Genomic DNA, 21797 nt, shown 5'->3' with positions numbered 1-21797 from the left:
GGGGAAATGCTTGAATGAGAAAGCTGGCTTTATTTTTAATTGTCCCTTTTCTCATCCTGATGGCCGCCTGCTCCAGTGATGCAGGTACAGAGAAAAAATCGAAAGAAGCCTCTGAAAAAGAGACGACTGTAGAAGAGAAAGAAGCCGTGGAACAGGAAGAAGAGGAGCCCGAGTTTGAGAATGTCTATCCTTTGACCGGAGAACCGACCGATGAAGAGGTCGATCACCGCGCGATTTCCGTGATGGTCAACAACCATACAAGAGCCCGGCCGCAATCGGGGCTGAGTGAGGCGGATGTCGTCTATGAAGTATTGGCAGAAGGGCAGATCACCCGCTTTTTAGCTTTATTTCATAGTCAAATTCCTGATACAATAGGACCGGTAAGAAGTGCACGACCTTATTACTTCGAATTGGCTGCAGGGTATGATGCCGTTTATGTTTATCACGGTGCTTCTGCCGCAATCAATAATAAAGTACAATCGAGCGGCATCGATTTCGTGAACGGAGCCAAGTATGACAACAATGGCTGGCTGTTCATGCGTTCCAATGAACGGAAGGCGCCGCACAATTCGTATTTACTTTCGGACGGATTGGATCGTGTCCTTGAACAAAAGGGCTATGACACCGATATGACGATTGAAGCACTGCCTTTTGCTGAAGAAAGTTCTGGTGAAGGACAGGCGGTGAATGACGTGAAAATCACGTATTCCGAAAGACCACAGGAAACCGTTACGTATACGGTCGATCAGGAGAATGGTACGTTCCTTCGCTCTAGCGACGGACAACCATCCAATGATAGCAACAACGGTGAGCGACTGGAACTCGAGAACGTCTTCATCGTAGAAACGAATCACAAAATCATCGATAACGTCGGCCGCCGTGACGTAAATTTAACAGCCGGCGGAACCGGGTATCTTTTACAAAATGGAAAGATGCAGGAGGTCGAATGGCAAAGTGAAAACGGCCGTATCCTGCCCTATAAAGACGGCGAACCGCTCGCATTCACACCAGGTCAGACTTGGGTGAACGTCATACCGGCGAATGCAACCGTCGAAGCCAATTAAGTCAGGAGGGATGGAGAGTATGCAAATCGATAAACTTCGGGGCAAGACCCTCGATCAATTGTTCGAAGCGATCCTGTCACTGCAAAGCGTCGAAGAGTGTTACGAGTTCTTTGATGACTTAGCGACGATGAACGAAGTCCAGTCGCTGGCTCAGCGCCTTGAAGTGGCGCGCATGCTGCGTGAAGGCTTCACCTATCATAAAATAGAAACGGAAACGGGCGCATCCACGGCGACGATTTCCCGCGTTAAGCGCTGCTTGAACTACGGGAATGACGCGTATACGCTGGCGCTTGATCGTGTGCAGGAAAAGAAGGAAGGCTGACTCATTGGGAGTCGGTCTTTTTTTTGTGGAAATTATCAGGCAGAAGGTCGAGGTGGCGGTGGAAATGGTCCGCTTTCCGCGGGCGGTGCTGAGCCTCCTCGTTTCACTGCGGGGTCTCACCTGGACCGCTTTTCCCGCAGGAGTCTCCCCATTTCCACCGCCACCTCATCAATGAGTGTGCTAAAGGTCACTTCATTGTGTCTTTACCCACACCTAAACACATTTATTAAAATAGAAAGGATATAGTTGGTAGCCAAGCAACTCATCAACCTCTGATTCTATTCCCCCTCAGACGAGCATAGGATGAAGTAAAACTTGTCCTGACAGAAAGGGATGACCTGATGAAATCGTTTGTGAAAAAAGGCGTCTCGATCTTGTTCGGAAGCATTCTTTTATCGCTCGGCATCAACTTTTTCCTCATCCCGGACCATGTTCTTGATGGCGGCATGATCGGTCTTGGAATGATAATGAATTATATTTGGGGATTGAAAGTCGGTTTCACGATCATCTGCTTCAGTATCCCGATTTTCACCCTCGCCTGGTTTCATTACCGCGCCTACTTTTACAACAGCCTCCATGGGCTGCTTGTTTCCTCCTTTTCTATTGATATTTTCCACGGACTGCGCGACTACCATTTAGCGCTCGATCCTGCGATCAGCTCCATTTTCGGCGGTGCGCTCGTTGGAGGAGGTATCGGTCTCATGCTCCGCAATCAGACGAGCACTGGGGGGACGGACCTTCTTGCGCAGATGATCGCTGATTGGGTTAAACTGAATGTCGGGTTTGTGATTTTCGCCTTCGACCTCCTCATCATCGCTGCGAGCGGGTACCTTTTCTCAACGCAAACTCTTCTTTTGTCCACGATCACCATCTTAAGCGTAGGACTTGTAACTATGCTGCTCACTTCTTCAAGAGGTGGCGGGCATATATCAATCATTGAAAAATGAATGTCCAGATCAATAGGTCTGGATATTTTTTGTAAGTTACATTTTTCCTTGAAACACTCCATCTTTTGCCCCTAAAAAAGAATAATAAACCAATCATTACTTGACCCTGTACCATGGTACAGGGTTTATATTATGTATAGAGGTGATTCATTTGGAGATTAGAATTAGCGAATTAGCTGAGAGGTGTAACGTGAACAAAGAAACCATCCGTTACTATGAACGGAAATCATTAATACCAGAACCATACCGTAACAGCTCAGGGTACCGTATATATGGAGCGCAAACAGTAAAACGCGTTCATTTCATTAAAAAAATGCAAGATCTGGGCTTTTCACTAAGTGAAATACACAAACTGTTAGGGATAGTCGATAAAGATTCAGGTCGTTGTGAGGATATGTATCAATTCATTTCAGAAAAACAGCAGGATGTCGAAAAGAAAATTAAAGATTTACAACACATACAAAAAGTATTGGATGATTTGAAGAATTGTTGCCCGAATGAAAGAGACTTATATGCTTGTCCAATTATCGAGAATGTTCTTGGAGATGATAGTTAGAAGGAGGGTAGTAAGATGAGAAGAAATAAGTGGTTTATTGGAAGTGTGGTTGGATTTTTCATCACTCTCCTTTGCTGTGCGACTCCATTATTAGTAATCTTTTTAGGTTTGCTCGGGCTAGGAGCCTGGGGAGGGTACTTGGATTATATTTTACTTCCGTTGCTGGCTGTATTTTTCATCCTTGCAGTAAGTACTTATAAAAAAAGCAAACCATCATCAGCCAATAGGGGCTGTTGTTCTTAGTAAAGGAGGAGAACTACATGCGAACAATTCAGTTGAGTATCAAAGGAATGACATGTACAAATTGTGAAGAACATGTTCGACATACTCTTCAAAAAAGTGGTGCTGAAAACATTCAAGTGGATTATCAAAAAGGAAAAGCGGAATTTCAATTTCCTGAAGGTCTTAAGGAAGGTACCATACGGGAATCACTTCAGCAGACCCCATATCAACCAGGGGAAATGATTCATATAACCACAGCTGATAATAATGAATTATCGGCAACGGCCTACGATTATGATTTCTTAATTATAGGCTCAGGGGGAGCTGCTTTTTCTGCAGCTATACAGGCATCTGATAATGGACTGCGTACCTTCTAAAACTCTCCTCCGAGCAGGGCACATTCAATTTCAATCCGAGCATCAACCATTCGAAGGTTTATCGACTTCAGTTAAGAAGCCAAATATGGAGAATCTGCAAAAACAAAAAGAGAAGTTGGTCCAACACTTGCGAAAAGAGAAATATGAAGATCTGATCAATGAATACGGATTCGATTTTATTAAAGGAGAAGCTCACTTCGTTGATTCCAACACTGTATCCGTCGAGGGAAAGAATCTGAGTGCCTCATCCTTTCTAATTGCCACAGGGGCCTCCCCTTACGTCCCGGATATCCCTGGGTTGAAAGATGTATCTTATTTGACAAGCACGTCCGCTTTAGAGTTGAAGGAAGTTCCAAAGCATCTTGTTGTCATAGGATCGGGATACATCGCTTTGGAATTAGGACAAATGTATCGGCACCTAGGAGCGGAGGTAACGCTTATGCAACGGAGTTCAAGGCTTTTGAAACAATATGAACCTGAGATCTCCGAAACCGTTGAAGAGTTGTTGAAAGAAGAAGGGATTACCTTGATGAAAGATGTCCATTATCAAAAAGTCGAGGAGAAAAACGGTCAAACATTCGTACATGTGAAAGTGGAAGGGAACGAAAAGATTATTGAAGGTGATCAGCTGCTCGTTGCAGCAGGAAGGAAGCCCAATACTGATAAACTCCAAGCACGTAACATCGGTATAAAATTAGGGGATTATGGAGAGGTCCTTATCAATGACTATCTGCAAACCAATCATCCCCATATCTATGCAGCTGGTGATGTAACCCTGAGCCCTCAATTTGTATATGTGGCAGCACATCAAGGAGGCATCGTTGGGCACAACGTATCTCATCAAACGAACAAAACACAAAACTTGGAACATATACCCGCAGTGACGTTTACAACCCCTTCTATCGCGTCTGTTGGATGGATAGAAAGCCAGGCCCATCAAGCTGGATATGATGTGAAGACGTCCGTCCTTCCATTAGACTCGGTTCCAAGAGCATTAGTGAATCATCAAACTCAAGGTGTGTTCAAATTGATCATGGACGCCGAAACGAATCAGATTATTGGTGCTCACGTGGTGGGTGAAAACGCCGGGGATGTCATTTATGCAGCTACCCTTGCTGTGAAATTTAAATTGACCGCCGAAGATCTTCAAGAGACTATGGCTCCCTATCTAACGATGGCGGAAGGGTTGAAGTTAGCGAGTTTGACGTTTGATAAAGATGTTTCCAAATTGTCCTGCTGTGCAGGTTAGCACGTAGACCACTGAGAGCTGACTATCAGAATCCTTGATCAAGCAATTAAATAGGAAGGCTGAAAATGAATGTTTAACTTTTTACGTTAACTGGTAATAGTATTCATGAAAATGATTTGAAAAGGTTCAGTTTCTTCATCCCTTACTCACTGTAACCCAGGGTATGTTGAGTAAGGGTGGATGACAAATTGATCCTAAAATTTTTATCCGCCTATATACCCCGTTATGTATTGGTAGGGGTGAGTATACAGGAGGATAACATTACTTAAGGAGGTCATGAACATGAAGGAAATCAAACCGGAAGAAGTAGCAAAGAAAGTAAAAAGTGATGAAGATGTAAGTGTGATTGACGTGCGTGAGGATGAAGAAGTCGCAGAAGGGAAGATACCAGGTGCCACTCACATTCCTTTAGGAGAACTGCCGGACCGATTAGATGAAATCGATCAATCCAAAGAACATATCATGGTTTGCCGCTCTGGAGGCAGAAGCGGAAAAGCTTATCAATTGTTGGATGAAAAAGGCTATAAGGTACGGAATATGAGTGGCGGCATGCTTGAATGGAAAGATGATGTAGAAAAGTAAAGGACGAATTGAGGTGAGGACCTTGAAGTGCACGGACACCGGAGGAGCCTCGCATACTGGGTGAAATCGGATGGTATGAACTTCTTTAAATTCACGAAGGAGATTCTGGAAAAAAGGATAAGTCTAAATAAGGGCCCCCGGGGTCCTTATTTAAATGAGAAGGTGAAAACGATGGAAATGGACTATAGCATATACTTTTTAACTGTAATCTTTCTAATTGGATTCGTTGGTTCCTTCGTATCGGGAATGGTGGGCATTGGTGGTTCGATCATAAAGTACCCGATGCTTCTGTATATTCCAGCATTACTCGGCCTGTCAGCCTTCACTTCTCATGAAGTGGCAGGAATTAGTGCCGTTCAAGTCCTCTTCGCTACAATTGGTGGCGTTTGGGCATATCGAAAAGGTGGATATTTAAACAAGACATTAATACTTTACATGGGGATCAGCATTTTAATCGGTAGCTTTATCGGTGGATTCGGCTCGAAATTCATGACAGAGGAAGGCGTAAACCTCGTCTATGGAATTTTGGCGACGATTGCAGCGATTATGATGTTTATCCCTAAAAAAGGCATTGATGATCAACCGATGGATCAAGTCACCTTTAACAAGTGGTTGGCTGCGATCTTTGCATTTCTTGTCGGGATCGGAGCTGGTATTGTTGGTGCAGCCGGGGCGTTCATTCTCGTACCGATCATGTTGTTGGTCTTGAAGATACCGACTCGTATGACCATCGCATCATCGCTTGCGATTACATTTATTTCTTCCATAGGTTCCACAGCAGGAAAGGTATTTACCGGGCAGGTATTGTTCATTCCAGCAGTAGTGATGATCGTCGCAAGCCTGATTGCATCACCACTAGGTGCGAATGCAGGAAAGAAAGTAAATACGAAGATTCTCCAAATCATACTCGCTCTATTGATTTTAGGAACAGCTATCAAAATATGGGTGGAGATTTTAGGATAATTTCTATTGAAGCATTAAACCCTCTGCATTTTCGATATAGAAGATGCAGAGGGTTTTTAGGGACGTTTTGTAACTTAATTAGTTCTTTTTATGGAATAGGAGTAAGCGTAAGGCAAGGATGACCCCCAGAACTACGACCAGCTCAAACTCACTCCTTACAAGGGAGTAGGAGAAATTCCTATCGGTAATAGGATAGAATAAATGAGCTCCATTCCCAAGAAAGTCTACCAAGATACCTCCGAAGAACAACACGCACATAATTCCGGACCAAAGCTTGATAAGAGGTTCTGATACCAGTTTTTTCATCAACAAAGCAAGTCCTGCACCAATAATGGGGACAAAAAGCAGAGAATGAGTAAAAATGAATCCGAACAGTTTAGGAATATCTAATGTGAAAACCAATAGAACCCCTGAAAAGAGCAGAGATAAACGTTTTTTAAAAGGATATCTACTGCCGAAGAAAAGATCTATGATTAAGGCTCCTGCCAGTGCATGGAGTAAGCTTGATGGAATATGATCGATGATGGTCTGGAGCATGTTTTCACCCTTCTTTCATACATAGGAATCACAGTTTTAATTTACTTCAGGAGAGACTCCTAAACATGCTTTGTACATGAAGAGCGGGTTAGCAGGTGAAAAAGATTGATTTACATTCTACATATCTATCTGGAAGACTTTTCATTGGAGAATTTTGAAAAGTCTTTTTTCTTTGATTTACGTTTGAAAAACTTTTTTGGGCGGGTAGTGAGGTTAGAGGTTGTTGAAACGAGAGAATTTTTACAACAGCTTAGAATCTAAATGCAACGAGGTGGTGTAGTGATGAGTCCGGAACAAATAGGTTTTGCGCTATTATATATAGGTGTATTTCTTATCATCGGAAAACTCATTCGTGTGAAAGTGAAAATATTTCAGGATCTCTTTCTACCAGCATCGATTATCGGTGGCTTTATCGCGTTATTATTAGGGCCGCAGGTGCTTGGTAAAATCGTTTCTCCCTACGTTTCACAGGGGCATTTCTTATCGAACGGTGTAATGACAGATACGATCATCCAAGTGTGGTCGGCCCTTCCTGGCTTGATGATCAATGTCGTGTTCGCTTCGTTATTCCTTGGAGCGGCGATGCCGAAGCTCAAGGATGTCTGGACTTATGGTGGACCACAACTTGCTTTCGGCTGGGCGATCGGCTGGGGGCAGTATGTGATCGGATTGTTGGTCGTGTTATTGATTCTCACCCCATTTTTCGATATTCCAGCGATGGCAGGTGCTCTGATTGAGGTTGCCTTCGAGGGTGGACACGGTACAGCTGCCGGAATGGCGAGCACATTTGAAGAACTCGGTTTTTCTGAAGCCTTCGATTTAGCGATCGGACTTGCGACCGTAGGTGTTTTATCCGGGGTGATCTTCGGTATAATTCTGATCAACTGGGCTGTCCGAAATAACAAAACGGAAGTCATCAAAGACGTGGACGGATTCACTGAACTTCGAAAAAGCGGGATCATGGAGTTCCAGAATCGGGAACCTGCAGGAAAGATGACGCTTCGGCCTGAATCGATCGAGCCATTATCTTTCCATTTATCCATCATCATGCTTGCCATCTTGATCGGCTGGGGAATCCTGCAAGGCTTAATCGCACTGGAAAGCGTGACAATCGCACAGTGGACTGGCTCAAACTTCATGACGTATATTCCGCTATTCCCGATCGCTATGTTCGGTGGTATTATTCTGCAGACTTTCTTCAATAAAAACGATAAATACAATTTAGTCGATCGCAGGATGATCAACCGTATCCAGGGTCTTGCACTCGATATCCTGATCATATCTGCGATTGCGACAGTGTCACTTGAAGTGATCGGTGACTACCTCGTACCATTCTTGATTTTAGCTGTGGCAGGAATTTCATGGAATTTATTCGGGTTCCTTTTCCTCGCACCGAAAATCATTCCGAATTACTGGTTTGAGCGAGGTATCGGTGATTTTGGTCAATCGATGGGTGTAACGGCAACAGGACTGCTGTTGATGCGTATCGTCGATCCGGAAAATGAATCTCCAGCGTTCGAAGCGTTCGGTTACAAACAGCTTGTGTATGAACCTTTCTTAGGAGGAGGTCTGGTCACAGCGCTCTCAGTACCGTTCATCGCAGGTGTCGGACCTTGGGCTGGGCTCATACTCTCGCTTTGTATGACCGCGCTTGGAATCTTGTCCGGAATCTTCTATTTCGGGAGAGGAAAGCATAAGGAAGGATAGGTTATTTTTATGAAAGGGAAGTTGTCTTAATGGACAGCTTCCCTTTTTTATTAATTCTGGCTGGCATTTTGGGTTTTTCTTAAAAGGTTGGTTGTATGGTCAAGCAGGGGTTTCAAGTAATAATCCATCCCGAATCGACCAGCATTCATCCCACTATAAAGAATGAGGAATTCGATGATAATGAGGTTAGGGTTAATGCTTATAGTACCCGCAAATAAAAAGCTGAAGTTCAGAAATGCACCCATCAAGCTTGAGAACCTCGTAAATAAACCAAAGACCAATCCAATTCCAACCAGGACTTCTCCAACAGGTATCAGGAAGTTGATAAGTTCGACATTCGGTAAGACGAAACTTTCTAGAAAACTTGCGTACCACTGTTGTACGGAGGGGCGTTCTCCACTTGATTTACTAATAGCTCCTTTCAGGAACCCAGTTGCATCAAAAGGTCCCTCCCCGAACATTTTCCCCCATCCTGCTGATAGAAATTTCCAACCTACGTATACTCGTAATACAGTAAGTAAAGCAGCTGCGATTTTACTCGAGCGTAGCCAAGTAGACATACCATCATCCTTTCATAATATTAAAGATAGTGAATACCATCTATTTTTCACCATACAACAAAAAGTTTACCTAGGGAAACTTTTTGTTGTATGGTAAATACTAAGACGAAGCAGAGGGATATGTCAAATGAATGATTAAGGGAAGGTTTTTTTGCACATAAGTCCATAAACGAAAAATCTTGTTGTGGTTTGAAACGTAGCTGGCAAAATGAAAGAATATAGAAAACAAGAGTAGGTGGAAAAACGATGAATTTGATGAAGCAGATAGAAGAACTTGAATTCGCCCTTTTGCAGTCCTTTTCAAATAAAGAAGACCGGGCATGGGGGACTTTGTTTTGGAACGAGAATCAACCGGACTATTATGATGCCAACCATGCTCATGTGAGTGAACAGCCTGCCCACCCGGAGCAGGTGATTGATGAGGTGAAGGCCTTTTATAAAGATTTGAATGTGATACCTCGATTTTATTTATATAACGTAGAGGCTTTGAAGAGCTTCATCGCCCTGTTAAAGGAAAAGGGCTTTCAGTATGAAAGTCATGCCCAGCCGATTCAGTTGTGGAACGGGGAGATTACACAGTTTCCGTCAGATGCCAACATTACTATCGAGGAAGTGACCACAGAGAATTATGATGAAGCTTTAGGGGTGGAGTGTCAGATCAAAGAATTCGGTGGAAAAGAAGTACGGGAAAAAGCATTCCAATCTGAATTCAATGATCCTCGTTATACGCATTACCTATTGAAATACAAGGGGACACCTTGTTCTACAGCCTGCTTGTTTGTTCATGGCAATCAAGGAAGAGTGGAAAGTGTCGCCACCATCGAAGGATATCGGGGAAAAGGATTGATCGGAAGGGTGCTTGAGCATATCCAAAGAGAAGCTCAAAGCCTGGACCTCGAAAAACTATGGGTGCACCCGATCAATGAGCGAGCAGAAAAGGTGTATGGTCGCTGTAATTTCAACACGATCCTCACCTTGCAGACCGGGCATGCTTATGCAGGTGGAAAAAGCATTCAGGAAATACAGGGGAGTTAGGCGACAACAAAAAGCATGATATCCCATGTAAAGTGAGACCCCTTGTTTCTCCGTTTGTGATAATGTTAAGTTAGACGCAATTGAATGAAAGCGAATGTTTTCTAGGGTTCCGCAACTTTGTGTGGAGTTGGTCTGGTCCGAGAGAAAACACACAGTTTCATACTGTGACACGGAAGGACAAAAGCCTGGGAGATCCTGTTTTAACAGTGGTCTCCCATTTTTTTATGAATGATGTTGGAGGTGTAGGGAAATGGATAGGAATTGGCTCAGTGTATTCATTGCTGCTTTCTTTGAAGTGTCGTGGGTGATCGGTCTAAAGCATGCCGATGATTTTTGGACGTGGACGGGAACGGTGATTTCGATTGTCATCAGTTTCTATTTGATGATCATGGCCGGACGGAAATTACCCGTAGGGACGGTGTATGCCGTTTTTGTAGGAATCGGTACAGCAGGAACAGTCGTTTCAGAAATCCTGTTTTTCGGAGAACCTGTTAAACTTGGAAAAATTCTTTTGATTGCTGTTTTGCTGGTAGGTGTCATTGGATTGAAGACAGTGACTGTAGACGAGAGTGAAGGAGGGGGACATTCCTGATGGCGTGGATATCTTTAATCTTGGCAGGCTTGTGTGAAATGCTTGGCGTCGTGATGATCAACAAACTGCATAAGGACAGGAATTGGCAGGCTCTCACTCTTTTGATTCTCGGATTTGGAGCAAGCTTTCTTTTTCTTTCTATTGCCATGGAAACTTTACCTATGGGTACGGCTTATGCTGTGTGGACTGGAATTGGAGCTTCCGGCGGGGCTATATTAGGAATGCTTTTTTACGGGGAATCCAAAGACTGGAGAAGGCTCATCTTCATCGGTATGGTTTTAGGGGCAGCGATTGGTTTGAAGTTGATTTCATGAGTAGAGCGAAAAAGTGGAGACGGTGCTGTTCAACGCTTCATTATACGCATTTTAGTAAGTGGTAAAGAAGAGACAGCGATTACTCCAAGGAATAATCGCTGTTTTTATTGGATTAGTTTGCTCCCCCTCCGCCATCACCAGCAGAAACAGCAGCCATCGTTCCGGCATAGACCGCGACTTGCTGTGCTTGTAAGAGGGTCTCAAGTGAGGTGAACAATCCGGTCTGGAACGTGTCGGAATCCTGTAAGCGTGAACTGACTATAATGTTGGCTGCTACTTTTCCGTTGAGGTCTTTGTGCCATCTGAACGATGACTCTTGATCGAGAGCTGTCTTGAAATCTTCCCATTCATTGATAGTTCGATCCGCGTCACCGATCAAAGCTAATAGTCCAGCTTCTGGATACAGCATGCGTTTAAAACGGATGGAGGATTTCTTCATCATATCTGCTGCATGGATGGTGCGTTCCACCAGCTCGTCAGCGGTGTGAGTCTCATCCAAGGACAGCATGTGACTTAAAAATTGAAGTTCATTACTTTTACTGAATCCGTTTCGGTCAAGCGATCGGTAGAAATATTCTACCTGATCAATGACGGTTTCTATTTCTTCCTCCCGTTCCGCTAACAAAGCTGCGAGAGGATAGTCGTCCTGGGAGGTCAGGAAGGGATGTTCCTGTTTCATAGACTTGTGGATCGCAACTGCCCGGCGGACTTTGTTCTCCATCTCAGGTCCATCCAAATCTTCCCGCAGCATGGCGGCTGCAGCGAGGTAGGTGAATGGGGAGCGGTTGAATCCATTCTCTATCATAGAGTCGTACACCTTCATCATGTTATGAAATGCGGCCAATGAATCGTCAAAGCGTAAGTCCAGCATGGCAGCAACGGAATAACGAAGTGGAGATTTCAAATAGGAGAACAAACCTGCTTCGCTTTTAATGGCATCACATAGTTTCTCATACCGGTGAATATCAAATACCTTCTCACTTGTTACATAGACGGAGGCTGTCATCATCAATATTTTCTTATCGGTCCATCGGTTTTCTTTTCTTAACTGATCGTATATGTCGATATAGGTTTCTTTCAATGGGAGTAGATTCTGTGATAGCGGCATGTGGATCCCCTTTCTTTATGTCTGATACTCCTTTCTACGGACGAAAAAGGAAAAGGTTTCCTTATAGATTAAATAAAGGTCTTGCTCTGTTTTTCTAGAATATAGAAAAAAGACTGTTGAGCTTGATGTGCATGATCATACCCAGGCTGAGATTACTCGATGAAAGAGAAGTTGTCTGAAGAACAGCCTTCTTAGTACTCAACACTTCCATGGAGGTGACGAAGGATATGAGCTATGGAAACCAAAATAAACCTTTTAACGATGTTATCGCTCATAAACAAAAGATTGAAGGTTATCCAACAACAACTGGAAAACTACCATTCCTCGTAAAGTGGGTAATGGTCGTTCTGCTGGGAGGAACTTTTTTACTAAGTATATTTCGAATAGTAAGCTATCTCATTAATTTTTGAGGCTTATTAAAATAGTGGGGCGGTTCTAGTTTGCATATGTGAACCTTCCTTGGACGGAAGAAAGGTGTGCGTGATGAAAGAATATGAACATCATGGTGAAATTAAAGAGTTTATACAAAGAGAAAAGATGACGGTGCCCACCTTCGTTGACGCTGTATTGGATGGATCGATTGGAGGAAAAGTTTATACCTATAACAGTTCCCGGACCACCATCTTTGTAGAAACGCATAATGGAATCTATTTTGTCGGAGGCAGCGCACAAAACACGTCTTTTAATGACGAGCTTGTAAAGCTGTATAAAACAAGGAAGTCTGATCAACGGAGGTTCACTTTATTCAGTTTTTCAAAAGAGTGGGTTAGGACACTTCGTAAAACGCTTGGTGATGAAGTGAAACAAATGCAGCGATACAGTTATGAGTTAAGCGGTGGAACCATAAACGCAAATGTTCGAGAACTACCAAAAGACTATGTCATAGAATCGATCACTCCCAAACTGATCAAAAAGAGTGCGGAATTTACGGAGGACTATTACGAAGAATACTGGGGGAATGTGGCAAACTTTTTGAGAAATGGATTCGGATACTGCATTTTACATAACGGGGAAGTAGTGAGTGAATGCACGTCGATTTTCTGTTCGAATGGTTATGCTGAGATTGATATTGCGACCGCTCAAGAATATAGAGGCAGGGGCTTCGCGAGCATAGCTGCCCATGCGTTCATTTTACATAGCTTAGAAAAAAATATGACTATTCGATGGGACTGCGATATATCCAATCCATCATCGGTGAGGTTGGCGGAGAAGTTGGGTTTCAGAGATCCGGTTGAGTATTCTATTTTTTATTAGAGGCAGGGATGTTTTCATGTAAAATAAGCGTCTATCGGACACTCGCAAAAGTGAGGGGACAGGTACATAATCAAAGTTGAAAGGTAGTCCGATCATGGTCCTTAATAAGAACGATAAAAGAAGCTTCTCTCCCATATTAGACCACGTTAACAGGACTTTTAATCATGTAGTCTGCTCAGGGGCATCCACTCTGGTCATTCACAATGATTCAGTCGTGTTAGAAAAGTACATAGGGAGACAGGCAGATGAAGAAGAATCTAGATTAGTTCAAGCTGATACTCAATTTCATGTAGCTTCAGTAAGAAAAAGTTATATCGGCTTTGCAGTTGCTTATGCGGTATTTTATGGGTACATCAACGACATCGATGATTGCGTTTTGACCTATCTGCCTGAACTTGAAGAAACGATCTGGAAAGATACGACGATAAGACATCTGCTTACTCATACACATGGATTAAAACAAGAGAGCGATCGAGACGTACGGGATTTTGTTCCTGGCTCAAGCTGGTCTTATAAACAAATAGGGATTGATGTGCTGACTCAGATTGTTAAACGAACGACAAATATGACAGTTTCAGAGATTATCCATGAGAATGTTTTTATCCCTCTAGGATTTAAAGAATCCAATTGGTATTCAAAGAAAAACAAACATCTCGTTGATGTGATGCTGCGTTATGAAGGTGATGAAGATTGGAGGACGAGCGATAGCACGGAAGGCGATAAAATGAATATGTATGTGTCAACGAGGGAGTTAGCTTATTGGGGATACCTCCATTTAAAAAGAGGAAAAATAAATGGAAGACAGATTGTTCCCGCTGAAATCATTGATTTAGCCACTTCCCTCCAAAGTCCACCCACACTTCACAAAGACTTGCCACAGAATGGTTTTTTGTGGTTCGTCAAACATTTACCTGCAGAAAAAACAGAGATAGGTCAACAAGTTCCTGAAGGGTCCTACCAAATCCTTGGATTTACAAACGCGACCTTACTTGTAATTCCCGACGAAGACATCGTCGCTGTTCGAATGTTCAATAGCTTTGGTTCTCCAGAAGGTTATGACTATTTAGCTGATGTCCGATCATTCGGTGATACTGTTATGCAGTGTTTAGCATGTGAAAAAGAAGAAAATCGATAGGCGGTTAAGTTTGATAGAATATCTTACAGCTGTTACACAGGTCCATTTTTCTTAGCGCAGTATTTGGAGGAGGCAGGAGATTGTATGGATGATCAGACAGTAAAAGAACTAAATTCCAAAGATGAAATCCGAAAAGCATTTCCCGTAATGAAAGAGTTACGAACGCATTTAGATGAAGATACATACTTGGAATTAGTTTTCGAAGCGAAAGAAATAGATCGATATAGAATGTTTGCATTAATGAATGGAGAAGAAATCGTAGCAGTCACTGGTATAAAGCCCATGACTACTCTCTACTATGGAAGGTTTGTGTGGGTTTGTGATCTGGTTACCAGTCAGAAACATCGCTCAAAGGGGTTCGGTGAAAAATTGCTTTCTTATGTGAATGATTGGGCAAAGGAGGCAGGTTTTGAAAGTGTGGCTTTGTCATCCGGGTTAAATCGTACAGATGCCCACCGTTTTTACACTGAGAAAATGGACTTTGACCAGGTAAGTTATGTATTTAAAAAAACACTGGAATGAGATAAAGGTGAAACGTGCTGGCTCCAACTCATCGTCTTTTATTAAATAAACATTATAAGCGTCTGCCCCTTAACGGGATCAGACGCTTATAATAGTAGGTTTCTAAAAACATATAAATGTAGCTTTGATAGTCTTATCCTTTAGTTATCGTCATGAGTGACATCATGAAGCTTTCCGGCGTAGTTCGTGAACATCCCCGTAACTCCCCAATCAAGAAGCAGATCCATATCTGATTTTGAGTTCACAGTGTAAGGGTGGACAAGCAAGTCCAGTTCTCTGGCTTCCTCAATGAAATCCTCATCGTAAAAAAGTTCTCCATCATAGCGGTAATTCATGCCAATGCCGACTGCATAACGATCGATCTCTTCCAAGTCCTCTGATGTTACGTCAGATGGAGAAGGGGTGACCCCGCTATATTCCTCGTATTTGCCATTTTCACCTGGTTCATACCAAAGCAGCTGCACAAGAGGAAGATCCGGGTCCATCTCGTGCACTTTGAGTAGGCTTTCCTGACTGAAGGATTGGATGATCACTTTGCTGGAGCGCTCGTTTGCACCGTCAAGGTTGTATTTCTCCAATAGTTCAAGAAGTTTCTCTTCCATGCCTGGATAGACATCCGGAGATTTCGTTTCAATATAATACTTGGTGTCTTTTCCGTAACGTTGGAAGACTTCTTCAAGCGTCGGGACTTCCAGACCTTCGTAGGATTCGTCTGCCTTCTCTGGGTAAGCTTCATTGAACCATGAGCCTGCATCGAGCTGTTTGATTTCTTCAAGGGTGTGGTCACGTACTTCACCAGTCCCGTTCGTTGTTCGATCGAGGGTCGTATCGTGCAGCGCTACAAGTTTCCCATCCTTGGTCATCTGGATGTCCACTTCGATATAGTCTCCTTTTTCTTCTTTGACACGGTCATAAGCGGGAATCGTATGTTCAGGGGCTAATCCACTGACACCTCTATGTCCAATCACTAAAAAACGTTCATCATTCATTGTCGGGTCCTTATCTTTGTTTGCTGCCAGGGTGGTTGCTGGAGCTATTACCACACTCAAAGCAACGGCAAACAAGGTGGCTTTTTTAAGAAATTTTTTCATTTGTAATGTCCTCCTTTGGTAGATTTCTGTTTAACCCACAACAATAGTAATGGGAGAGTGATTGATTTTGTAGACCATTCACCCAACTTTAACCAAATGTTAACACGAGGATTATAAAATGAAAGGCTGCCTTAACATTTGTAATAAGAAACAAAAAAAGTTCAACGGAGGGATCATTTTTTACTGGGTAGGTATATTGAACGGAGTAATCCAGGGTCGTTCAGGAAAATTAACGTGTGTTGTGTATCGAAATAGAATGAAAAAACGGTTTTTCATTTCTACATAACCTATCAATATTTACAAATCTAGTAGGGAAATTTCCCTTTTTGTAGAATTTATTACAAAAGAGATTACGGTCTCACCATTGAAGGTGGAAAATGATCTCTACACACCGACCGGCAATCTACTAATGTTGATTTTTAACCTTTACGAAAAATAGTGATTACAATACGAGAAAGGGGCAGGACCTTTGGAACAGTCTTACGGGTATTCCACGAAGTTCAAGTATTTCTTTAAGGAAAATAGTAAGCCCTTTGAACAAGCTCTTTTATCTGAGGCGGTGAATGTCAAAGACAAGATTAATGAGATCTTGCGGGTGGGAAACATCGACCTTGTAAACAATGCGCATACCTTAGTGATGTATATCATTGATGGGGAAGACGAATCTTTGAAGAAATTCGCTGAACAAGAAGGGGTGGCATGGGCTACTCACTCCATAGATCTATCCTTTAAGTTGGAGTGGGTTCACTCTATACGCAGAACCCTGTGGATATTTATTGAGAAATATTATAAGGAGGACGGGAATAGTGGCATGGAGGATTTCTTCAAGCTGGAAACGGAAATCAATAATCGAGTTGATGACTTTCTGAATACATTTTTCATCCGTTATTCCACCTATAAAGATGCATTGATCAAGGCTCAGCAGCAAATGGTTGAAAACCTCTCTGTACCAATCATCCCTATCAATGACTCCATTTTCGTGCTCCCTCTAATTGGCACCATCGATACGAGCCGCGCAGAAATCCTGGAAGAAAAAGTACTGACCAAGGCTTCAGAATTAAGGATATCAACGTTGATTCTGGATTTGTCCGGAGTCGCAACAATGGACCGGGAATCAATCATTGAATTGAAGAAGAGCATGGATGGTTTAAGTATGATGGGCTGTAAAACGGTCATTACCGGGTTAAGGAAAGAAATCGTTCGAGAGGTATTGAATGCCGGGTTTGCATTCAATGATCAGACCGAAACCTTAGCTACTCTGCAACAGGCGTTGAGCAAATATTTCCTTCCTCAAGTGGATTAGTGTAAAAGAGGATACATTCTAAGTTCCATAAAAAAATAGCTTGAATCTGATCATTCAATTGAAAAAACGGAGGGACGGTTCCACAAATGAAAGGACCGTTCCTCTGTTATATGGTTGGATTGCTTTTGTTTTATGAGGGGGGTTTTGATGACGAAATTGTTGTTACATATTGAAGGGTTGTTCGTGTTCCTTACTTCTGTTTATTTTTACGCCCAAACGGATGTAACTTGGTGGTTATTCTTCCTTTGTTTCCTTCTTCCTGATGTATCTATGTTGGGTTACGTGATTAACAATTCAATAGGTGCAGTGATTTATAATGTGGGACATACGTATTTCATTCCGTTAGTAGTCATCATTCCAAGTGTCATTTTACAACAGGACTTACTGTTGGCATTAAGTATTATTTGGACTGCACATATAGGGATGGATCGGGCAATCGGGTATGGGTTGAAGTATCCGAGTAATTTTAAAGATACACACTTACAAAAAGTTTAGACCCGATATGTTCATGTAGAAACAAGGTTAGAGACTCTTCCTGAGAGCACAATTGAAGGGCATGAACTTTTTTTCCTGTGATATTATGAGAAAGGGATGCCAGCTTAAGCAATAAGCAGGTCAACGTGAAAGATTAATGGCAATCACATCGAATTGACGAAGTTGTGCAGCGTATTCCTGAATATTGGAAGGGGGAACATTCATGAATGTAGAAAACGTGAAACTTGTAGAACTGAATGAAGAAAATTGGTATGAATGTTGTGAATTGGAATTAACCTCAGAACAAGAAGGGTATATGGAATCAAACGCAGTTTCAATAGCTCAATCAAAGTTCGTGCCTACATTGAAACCTTATGCCATATATTTCGAAGACAGAGTAGTGGGTTTCTTAATGTACAATACGGTGAAAGAGGAACTTGATGGTCACTGGGTATACAGAATAATGGTTGATAAAGAATTCCAAGGCAAGGGGATAGGAAGAGCAGCAACGAAATTAATGATTTTAGAAATAGAAAAGATGCGGAATGCGGAGAAAATTGTAGTAGGCTATCACCCGATGAATCCAGGTGCACATAAGCTTTACTCCAGTTTAGGGTTTGTGGACAATGGAGACAGGTTTGGTAAAGAAATGGCTGTAGTTAAATATATTAACCAGTAATACATAGACAGATGGGCGGCGCTCTTGTATTGTGTGAAATCACAAATGAGAGTGCTGCTCTTTCTTTATTTGTACTCCTTGAAGCCTGCAAGCGAATTGATCCCCACCCGATTTCATTACGAATCAATTAATTTCTTCCGCCATCGCCCATTCATACAATCCTCACTTTTTCTCCCCCTTATCCATTCAATCCACACAGCAAAGTTTGCTATAATGAGTGAATGGATATCTGTTTTTTTTGGAGGACGGACATGGAAAAGTTCAACGAGTGGGATCACATCTTCAAGGTCGATCCCAATAAGCATCTGTCAGACGACAACTTAAGACTAATCTGCACCTCAGGGACGGATGCCATCATCGTCGGCGGGACTGACGGCATCACATTTGAAAATGTCCTCGATCTGCTGGAACGCATCCAGGAATATGACGTTCCTGTCCTGCTGGAGATTTCGGACATCGAAGCGATCGCGCCAGGTTTTGACGGCTATTTGATACCGCTCGTGTTGAACAGCCGTGAGAAAAAGTGGATGCTCGATGCCCAGCATCATGCCGTGAGAGAGTATGGCGATGTGATGGACTGGGATACGGTGCTCACCGAAGGCTACTGTGTGTTGAATCCTGAAGCGAAAGTTTTTCAACATACGAACTGTGCCCTTCCGGATGAAGAGGACGTACTTGCGTATGCCCGGATGGCGGAGCATATGTTTCAACTGCCCGTTTTTTACTTAGAATATAGTGGGACGTACGGGAGCCCGGAGCTCGTTGAACGGATCTCCGAAGAACTTCAACAGACGACACTCGTTTACGGAGGTGGCATCCGTTCTGCGGCTGAAGCCGAAGAGATGAGCCGCTTTGCGGATGTCATCGTCGTTGGAAATATCATTTATGAAAGAATCGACGCTGCCCTGGAAACGGTCCGGGCAGCGAAAGAATCAAAAATGGACTAAGGATGGTGTACCATGACACAAGCGATGAATGCTTTGATCAAAGGCTTGAATGAACAACAACGAAATGCAGTGACCCATACCGAAGGACCGCTATTGATCATGGCCGGTGCAGGAAGTGGGAAGACGCGTGTCTTGACCCACCGCATTGCTTATTTACTGAGCGAAAAAGACGTATCCCCGAGAAACATCCTGGCGATTACGTTTACCAATAAAGCGGCACGCGAAATGAAAGATCGTGTCGAATCACTCGTCGGCAAAGACGGGGAAAAAATCTGGATGTCGACGTTCCACTCGATGTGTGTGCGTATTTTGCGACGCGACATCGACCGGATCGGCTACGACCGCAACTTCTCGATACTGGATTCCAGTGACCAGCTTTCAGTCATCAAGCAGGTACTGAAAGAATTCAACCTCGATCCGAAAAAGTGGGATCCGCGGGCGATGCTCGGTGCGATCAGTAATTCGAAGAACGAACTGATGACCGCTGAAGATTACGAGAAGCAGGCGGGCAACATGCACGAAGAGCAAATCGCGAAAATTTATAAAGGCTACCAGAAGAAACTGCGCAAAAACCAGTCACTCGACTTCGATGACTTGATCATGCAGACGTTATCTCTGTTCGATCAGGTGCCGGAAGTGCTCGAGTACTATCAGCGCCGTTTCCAATACATTCACGTCGATGAGTATCAGGATACGAACCACGCACAGTACCAGCTCGTCAAACACCTGGCGAGCCGTTATCAGAACCTGTGTGTCGTCGGTGACTCGGACCAGTCCATCTACGCATGGCGCGGAGCGGACATCCAGAACATCCTGAACTTCGAAAGTGACTACCCGAAAGCACGCACGATTCTGCTTGAACAAAACTATCGTTCTACAGAACTGATTTTGAATGCCGCCAACAACGTCATCGACAACAACAGCGGCCGTAAGCCGAAGCGCCTGTGGACCGATAATGCCGGTGGAGAGAAGATCCACTACCACAAGGCGGGCACGGAACGCGAAGAAGGTCTTTTTGTAACGGAAAAAATTGAAGAGCTTGTCCGTCAGGGGCGCTTCAAATATGAAGATATTGCGATTCTTTACCGTACGAACGCCCAGTCCCGTACGATCGAGGAAACGTTCGTCAAAGCGGGCGTCCCTTATCAGATGATCGGTGGCACGAAGTTCTACGACCGTAAAGAAATAAAAGATATGCTTGCGTACCTGCGTCTGATCGCCAACCCGAACGACGATCTCAGCTTCCAGCGTGTCGTCAACGAACCGAAGCGTGGCGTCGGTAAGACGAGCATGGATAAGATGATGGCTTATGCAGCCGATCATGACATTTCCTTATATGAAGCGGCAGCGGAAGTCGATTTTGTGGGTGTCAGTGCGAAAGCGTCAAAATCGATCATGTCGTTCCGTAAAATGATCCAGAACTGGACCGAGCAGCAGGAGTTCTTATCTGCGACCGACATGGTCCAGGAAGTCATCGATAAAACCGGCTACGAAGAGATGCTTATGAACGAGAAAAGCATCGAAGCACAGAGCCGTCTCGAGAACATCGAAGAATTCAAATCCGTAACGAAAAACTTCGAAGAGAACAGCGAAGATAAAACATTGATCGCCTTTTTGACCGATCTTGCCCTGATTGCGGATATCGATTCGATGAATGAAGACCCTAGTAATGACGATACAGTGACGTTGATGACGCTGCACTCCGCCAAAGGTCTTGAGTTCCCGGTCGTCTTCCTGATCGGTATGGAGGAGAGCGTCTTCCCGCACAGCCGTGCGCTGCAGGATGAGGAAGAGATGGAAGAAGAGCGCCGTCTTGCGTATGTCGGCATCACCCGTGCCGAAAAGCAGCTGTTTTTGACCAACGCGAAAATGCGTACGCTGTACGGACGCACGAACATGAACCCGGAAAGCCGCTTCATCAACGAAATCCCGGATGACCTGGTCGAAGGGAAAGAGGAAAAAGAGGAACTGCCTTTCTTCAATAAGAAGAAGCCGCAGAACACCGCGTTCCCGAACCAGAAGCAGCAGCCGAAGAAACGCGCCGCGAAGAAGATGGAGCCGAAACCATCGACCGGCGGCGAGAAAATCGGCTGGCAGCCCGGGGACAAAGCGGTCCACAAGAAGTGGGGCGAAGGGACAGTCGTCAAGGTGCAGGGTGAGGGTGATGCGATGGAACTCGACATCGCCTTCCCATCCATGGGCATCAAGCGTCTGCTCGCCCGTTTTGCTCCGATTACGAAAGCGTAAGGAAGTGAAA

23 protein-coding genes, 1 pseudogene and 1 riboswitch are annotated in these 21797 nt (G+C 43.7%); of the genes and pseudogenes, 20 read left to right on the top strand and 4 right to left on the bottom strand.

Going from position 1 to position 21797, the window contains the following annotated elements; all coding sequences use genetic code 11:
* The first annotated feature begins 14 nt into the window (after positions 1–14).
* The 8 genes and pseudogenes from LCL89_RS09960 to LCL89_RS09925 all read left to right on the top strand — a co-directional run bounded on the left by LCL89_RS09960 (position 15) and on the right by LCL89_RS09925 (position 6282).
* Entirely contained in the window at positions 15–1064 is a 1050-nt protein-coding gene (locus LCL89_RS09960; protein WP_224809970.1) for a DUF3048 domain-containing protein, read from the top strand.
* Positions 1065–1083: 19 nt separating this feature from the next.
* A complete protein-coding gene (locus tag LCL89_RS09955; RefSeq protein WP_197318188.1) occupies positions 1084–1386 on the top strand; it encodes a YerC/YecD family TrpR-related protein in 303 nt (100 codons plus the stop codon).
* A 341-nt stretch (positions 1387–1727) separates the two neighbouring features.
* Positions 1728–2333, top strand: a complete 606-nt coding sequence (locus LCL89_RS09950; RefSeq protein WP_197318072.1) for a YitT family protein — start codon at positions 1728–1730, stop codon at positions 2331–2333.
* 151 nt (positions 2334–2484) lie between these two features.
* Positions 2485–2889: an Hg(II)-responsive transcriptional regulator gene (gene merR / locus LCL89_RS09945; protein WP_224809969.1), complete on the top strand. Its 405-nt coding sequence runs from the start codon at positions 2485–2487 to the stop codon at positions 2887–2889.
* Between the two features lie 15 nt (positions 2890–2904).
* Positions 2905–3132, top strand: coding sequence for a mercury resistance system transport protein MerF (gene merF / locus LCL89_RS09940; RefSeq protein WP_224809968.1), 228 nt, complete (start codon positions 2905–2907; stop codon positions 3130–3132).
* 17 nt (positions 3133–3149) lie between these two features.
* Positions 3150–4737: pseudogene (merA, locus tag LCL89_RS09935) on the top strand (mercury(II) reductase).
* 282 nt (positions 4738–5019) lie between these two features.
* Positions 5020–5319, top strand: coding sequence for a rhodanese-like domain-containing protein (locus LCL89_RS09930; RefSeq protein WP_197318068.1), 300 nt, complete (start codon positions 5020–5022; stop codon positions 5317–5319).
* 177 nt (positions 5320–5496) lie between these two features.
* Entirely contained in the window at positions 5497–6282 is a 786-nt protein-coding gene (locus tag LCL89_RS09925; RefSeq protein ID WP_224810065.1) for a sulfite exporter TauE/SafE family protein, read from the top strand.
* A 78-nt stretch (positions 6283–6360) separates the two neighbouring features.
* On the opposite strand, the gene LCL89_RS09920 is transcribed toward LCL89_RS09925, so the two are convergent.
* Complete coding sequence (locus LCL89_RS09920; RefSeq protein WP_224809967.1) at positions 6361–6819, bottom strand: metal-dependent hydrolase; 459 nt, start codon at positions 6817–6819, stop codon at positions 6361–6363.
* A 282-nt stretch (positions 6820–7101) separates the two neighbouring features.
* Here LCL89_RS09920 and LCL89_RS09915 point away from each other — a divergent pair, with 282 nt between their 5' ends.
* Positions 7102–8526 carry a sodium/glutamate symporter gene (locus LCL89_RS09915; RefSeq protein ID WP_224810064.1) on the top strand — a complete coding sequence of 475 codons (1425 nt, stop codon included), beginning with the start codon at positions 7102–7104 and terminating at the stop codon, positions 8524–8526.
* A 50-nt stretch (positions 8527–8576) separates the two neighbouring features.
* Here LCL89_RS09915 and LCL89_RS09910 read toward each other — a convergent pair whose 3' ends face one another.
* Entirely contained in the window at positions 8577–9086 is a 510-nt protein-coding gene (locus LCL89_RS09910; protein WP_224809966.1) for a DoxX family membrane protein, read from the bottom strand.
* Between the two features lie 246 nt (positions 9087–9332).
* Here LCL89_RS09910 and LCL89_RS09905 point away from each other — a divergent pair, with 246 nt between their 5' ends.
* The 3 genes from LCL89_RS09905 to LCL89_RS09895 all read left to right on the top strand — a co-directional run bounded on the left by LCL89_RS09905 (position 9333) and on the right by LCL89_RS09895 (position 11027).
* Positions 9333–10121, top strand: a complete 789-nt coding sequence (locus tag LCL89_RS09905; RefSeq protein WP_224809965.1) for a GNAT family N-acetyltransferase — start codon at positions 9333–9335, stop codon at positions 10119–10121.
* Between the two features lie 90 nt (positions 10122–10211).
* Positions 10212–10315: riboswitch (guanidine-I (ykkC/yxkD leader) on the top strand.
* Between the two features lie 56 nt (positions 10316–10371).
* Positions 10372–10713, top strand: coding sequence for a DMT family transporter (locus LCL89_RS09900; protein ID WP_224809964.1), 342 nt, complete (start codon positions 10372–10374; stop codon positions 10711–10713).
* Entirely contained in the window at positions 10713–11027 is a 315-nt protein-coding gene (locus LCL89_RS09895) for a DMT family transporter (protein ID WP_224809963.1), read from the top strand. The genes LCL89_RS09900 and LCL89_RS09895 overlap by 1 nt, the downstream gene beginning before the upstream one ends.
* Before the next feature lie 112 nt (positions 11028–11139).
* On the opposite strand, the gene LCL89_RS09890 is transcribed toward LCL89_RS09895, so the two are convergent.
* A complete protein-coding gene (locus tag LCL89_RS09890; protein ID WP_224809962.1) occupies positions 11140–12135 on the bottom strand; it encodes a DUF4003 family protein in 996 nt (331 codons plus the stop codon).
* Positions 12136–12618: 483 nt separating this feature from the next.
* Here LCL89_RS09890 and LCL89_RS09885 point away from each other — a divergent pair, with 483 nt between their 5' ends.
* The 3 genes from LCL89_RS09885 (at position 12619) to LCL89_RS09875 (ending at position 15046) form a co-directional block, all read left to right on the top strand.
* Positions 12619–13389 (top strand): GNAT family N-acetyltransferase, encoded by a 771-nt coding sequence (locus LCL89_RS09885; RefSeq protein ID WP_224809961.1) that lies wholly within the window; start codon positions 12619–12621, stop codon positions 13387–13389.
* Positions 13390–13483: 94 nt separating this feature from the next.
* The gene (locus LCL89_RS09880; RefSeq protein ID WP_224809960.1) at positions 13484–14524 is read left to right on the top strand and encodes a serine hydrolase domain-containing protein; all 1041 of its coding nucleotides are present in this window, start codon (positions 13484–13486) and stop codon (positions 14522–14524) included.
* Between the two features lie 84 nt (positions 14525–14608).
* Positions 14609–15046 carry a GNAT family N-acetyltransferase gene (locus tag LCL89_RS09875; protein ID WP_224809959.1) on the top strand — a complete coding sequence of 146 codons (438 nt, stop codon included), beginning with the start codon at positions 14609–14611 and terminating at the stop codon, positions 15044–15046.
* A gap of 140 nt (positions 15047–15186) precedes the next feature.
* Here LCL89_RS09875 and LCL89_RS09870 read toward each other — a convergent pair whose 3' ends face one another.
* Entirely contained in the window at positions 15187–16137 is a 951-nt protein-coding gene (locus tag LCL89_RS09870) for a glycerophosphodiester phosphodiesterase (protein WP_318245615.1), read from the bottom strand.
* Positions 16138–16606: 469 nt separating this feature from the next.
* Here LCL89_RS09870 and LCL89_RS09865 point away from each other — a divergent pair, with 469 nt between their 5' ends.
* The 5 genes from LCL89_RS09865 to pcrA all read left to right on the top strand — a co-directional run bounded on the left by LCL89_RS09865 (position 16607) and on the right by pcrA (position 21787).
* Positions 16607–17440, top strand: a complete 834-nt coding sequence (locus tag LCL89_RS09865; RefSeq protein ID WP_224809958.1) for an STAS domain-containing protein — start codon at positions 16607–16609, stop codon at positions 17438–17440.
* Positions 17441–17587: 147 nt separating this feature from the next.
* Positions 17588–17935 carry a DUF4260 domain-containing protein gene (locus LCL89_RS09860; protein WP_224809957.1) on the top strand — a complete coding sequence of 116 codons (348 nt, stop codon included), beginning with the start codon at positions 17588–17590 and terminating at the stop codon, positions 17933–17935.
* A gap of 202 nt (positions 17936–18137) precedes the next feature.
* Positions 18138–18593 (top strand): GNAT family N-acetyltransferase, encoded by a 456-nt coding sequence (locus tag LCL89_RS09855; RefSeq protein ID WP_224809956.1) that lies wholly within the window; start codon positions 18138–18140, stop codon positions 18591–18593.
* Between the two features lie 251 nt (positions 18594–18844).
* The gene (locus LCL89_RS09850) at positions 18845–19540 is read left to right on the top strand and encodes a heptaprenylglyceryl phosphate synthase (RefSeq protein ID WP_224809955.1); all 696 of its coding nucleotides are present in this window, start codon (positions 18845–18847) and stop codon (positions 19538–19540) included.
* A gap of 12 nt (positions 19541–19552) precedes the next feature.
* Complete coding sequence (pcrA, locus tag LCL89_RS09845; protein ID WP_224809954.1) at positions 19553–21787, top strand: DNA helicase PcrA; 2235 nt, start codon at positions 19553–19555, stop codon at positions 21785–21787.
* Positions 21788–21797: the final 10 nt, after the last annotated feature.

The organism is Halobacillus yeomjeoni, from assembly GCF_020171525.1.
GTDB classification, from domain to species: domain Bacteria; phylum Bacillota; class Bacilli; order Bacillales; family Halobacillaceae; genus Halobacillus; species Halobacillus yeomjeoni.
This window is presented reverse-complemented; position numbering and strand designations above follow the sequence as displayed.

Bases quoted from the DNA above. Each gene is read 5' to 3' on its own strand.
- LCL89_RS09960 (WP_224809970.1), top strand. From the start codon at position 15: ATGAGAAAGCTGGCTTTATTTTTAATTGTCCCTTTTCTCATCCTGATG.
- LCL89_RS09955 (WP_197318188.1), top strand. From the start codon at position 1,084: ATGCAAATCGATAAACTTCGGGGCAAGACCCTCGATCAATTGTTCGAA.
- LCL89_RS09950 (WP_197318072.1), top strand. From the start codon at position 1,728: ATGAAATCGTTTGTGAAAAAAGGCGTCTCGATCTTGTTCGGAAGCATT.
- merF (WP_224809968.1), top strand. From the start codon at position 2,905: ATGAGAAGAAATAAGTGGTTTATTGGAAGTGTGGTTGGATTTTTCATC.
- LCL89_RS09930 (WP_197318068.1), top strand. From the start codon at position 5,020: ATGAAGGAAATCAAACCGGAAGAAGTAGCAAAGAAAGTAAAAAGTGAT.
- LCL89_RS09925 (WP_224810065.1), top strand. From the start codon at position 5,497: ATGGACTATAGCATATACTTTTTAACTGTAATCTTTCTAATTGGATTC.
- LCL89_RS09920 (WP_224809967.1), bottom strand. From the start codon at position 6,819: ATGCTCCAGACCATCATCGATCATATTCCATCAAGCTTACTCCATGCA.
- LCL89_RS09915 (WP_224810064.1), top strand. From the start codon at position 7,102: ATGAGTCCGGAACAAATAGGTTTTGCGCTATTATATATAGGTGTATTT.
- LCL89_RS09910 (WP_224809966.1), bottom strand. From the start codon at position 9,086: ATGTCTACTTGGCTACGCTCGAGTAAAATCGCAGCTGCTTTACTTACT.
- LCL89_RS09905 (WP_224809965.1), top strand. From the start codon at position 9,333: ATGAATTTGATGAAGCAGATAGAAGAACTTGAATTCGCCCTTTTGCAG.
- LCL89_RS09900 (WP_224809964.1), top strand. From the start codon at position 10,372: ATGGATAGGAATTGGCTCAGTGTATTCATTGCTGCTTTCTTTGAAGTG.
- LCL89_RS09895 (WP_224809963.1), top strand. From the start codon at position 10,713: ATGGCGTGGATATCTTTAATCTTGGCAGGCTTGTGTGAAATGCTTGGC.
- LCL89_RS09890 (WP_224809962.1), bottom strand. From the start codon at position 12,135: ATGCCGCTATCACAGAATCTACTCCCATTGAAAGAAACCTATATCGAC.
- LCL89_RS09885 (WP_224809961.1), top strand. From the start codon at position 12,619: ATGAAAGAATATGAACATCATGGTGAAATTAAAGAGTTTATACAAAGA.
- LCL89_RS09880 (WP_224809960.1), top strand. From the start codon at position 13,484: ATGGTCCTTAATAAGAACGATAAAAGAAGCTTCTCTCCCATATTAGAC.
- LCL89_RS09875 (WP_224809959.1), top strand. From the start codon at position 14,609: ATGGATGATCAGACAGTAAAAGAACTAAATTCCAAAGATGAAATCCGA.
- LCL89_RS09870 (WP_318245615.1), bottom strand. From the start codon at position 16,137: ATGAAAAAATTTCTTAAAAAAGCCACCTTGTTTGCCGTTGCTTTGAGT.
- LCL89_RS09860 (WP_224809957.1), top strand. From the start codon at position 17,588: ATGACGAAATTGTTGTTACATATTGAAGGGTTGTTCGTGTTCCTTACT.
- LCL89_RS09855 (WP_224809956.1), top strand. From the start codon at position 18,138: ATGAATGTAGAAAACGTGAAACTTGTAGAACTGAATGAAGAAAATTGG.
- LCL89_RS09850 (WP_224809955.1), top strand. From the start codon at position 18,845: ATGGAAAAGTTCAACGAGTGGGATCACATCTTCAAGGTCGATCCCAAT.
- pcrA (WP_224809954.1), top strand. From the start codon at position 19,553: ATGACACAAGCGATGAATGCTTTGATCAAAGGCTTGAATGAACAACAA.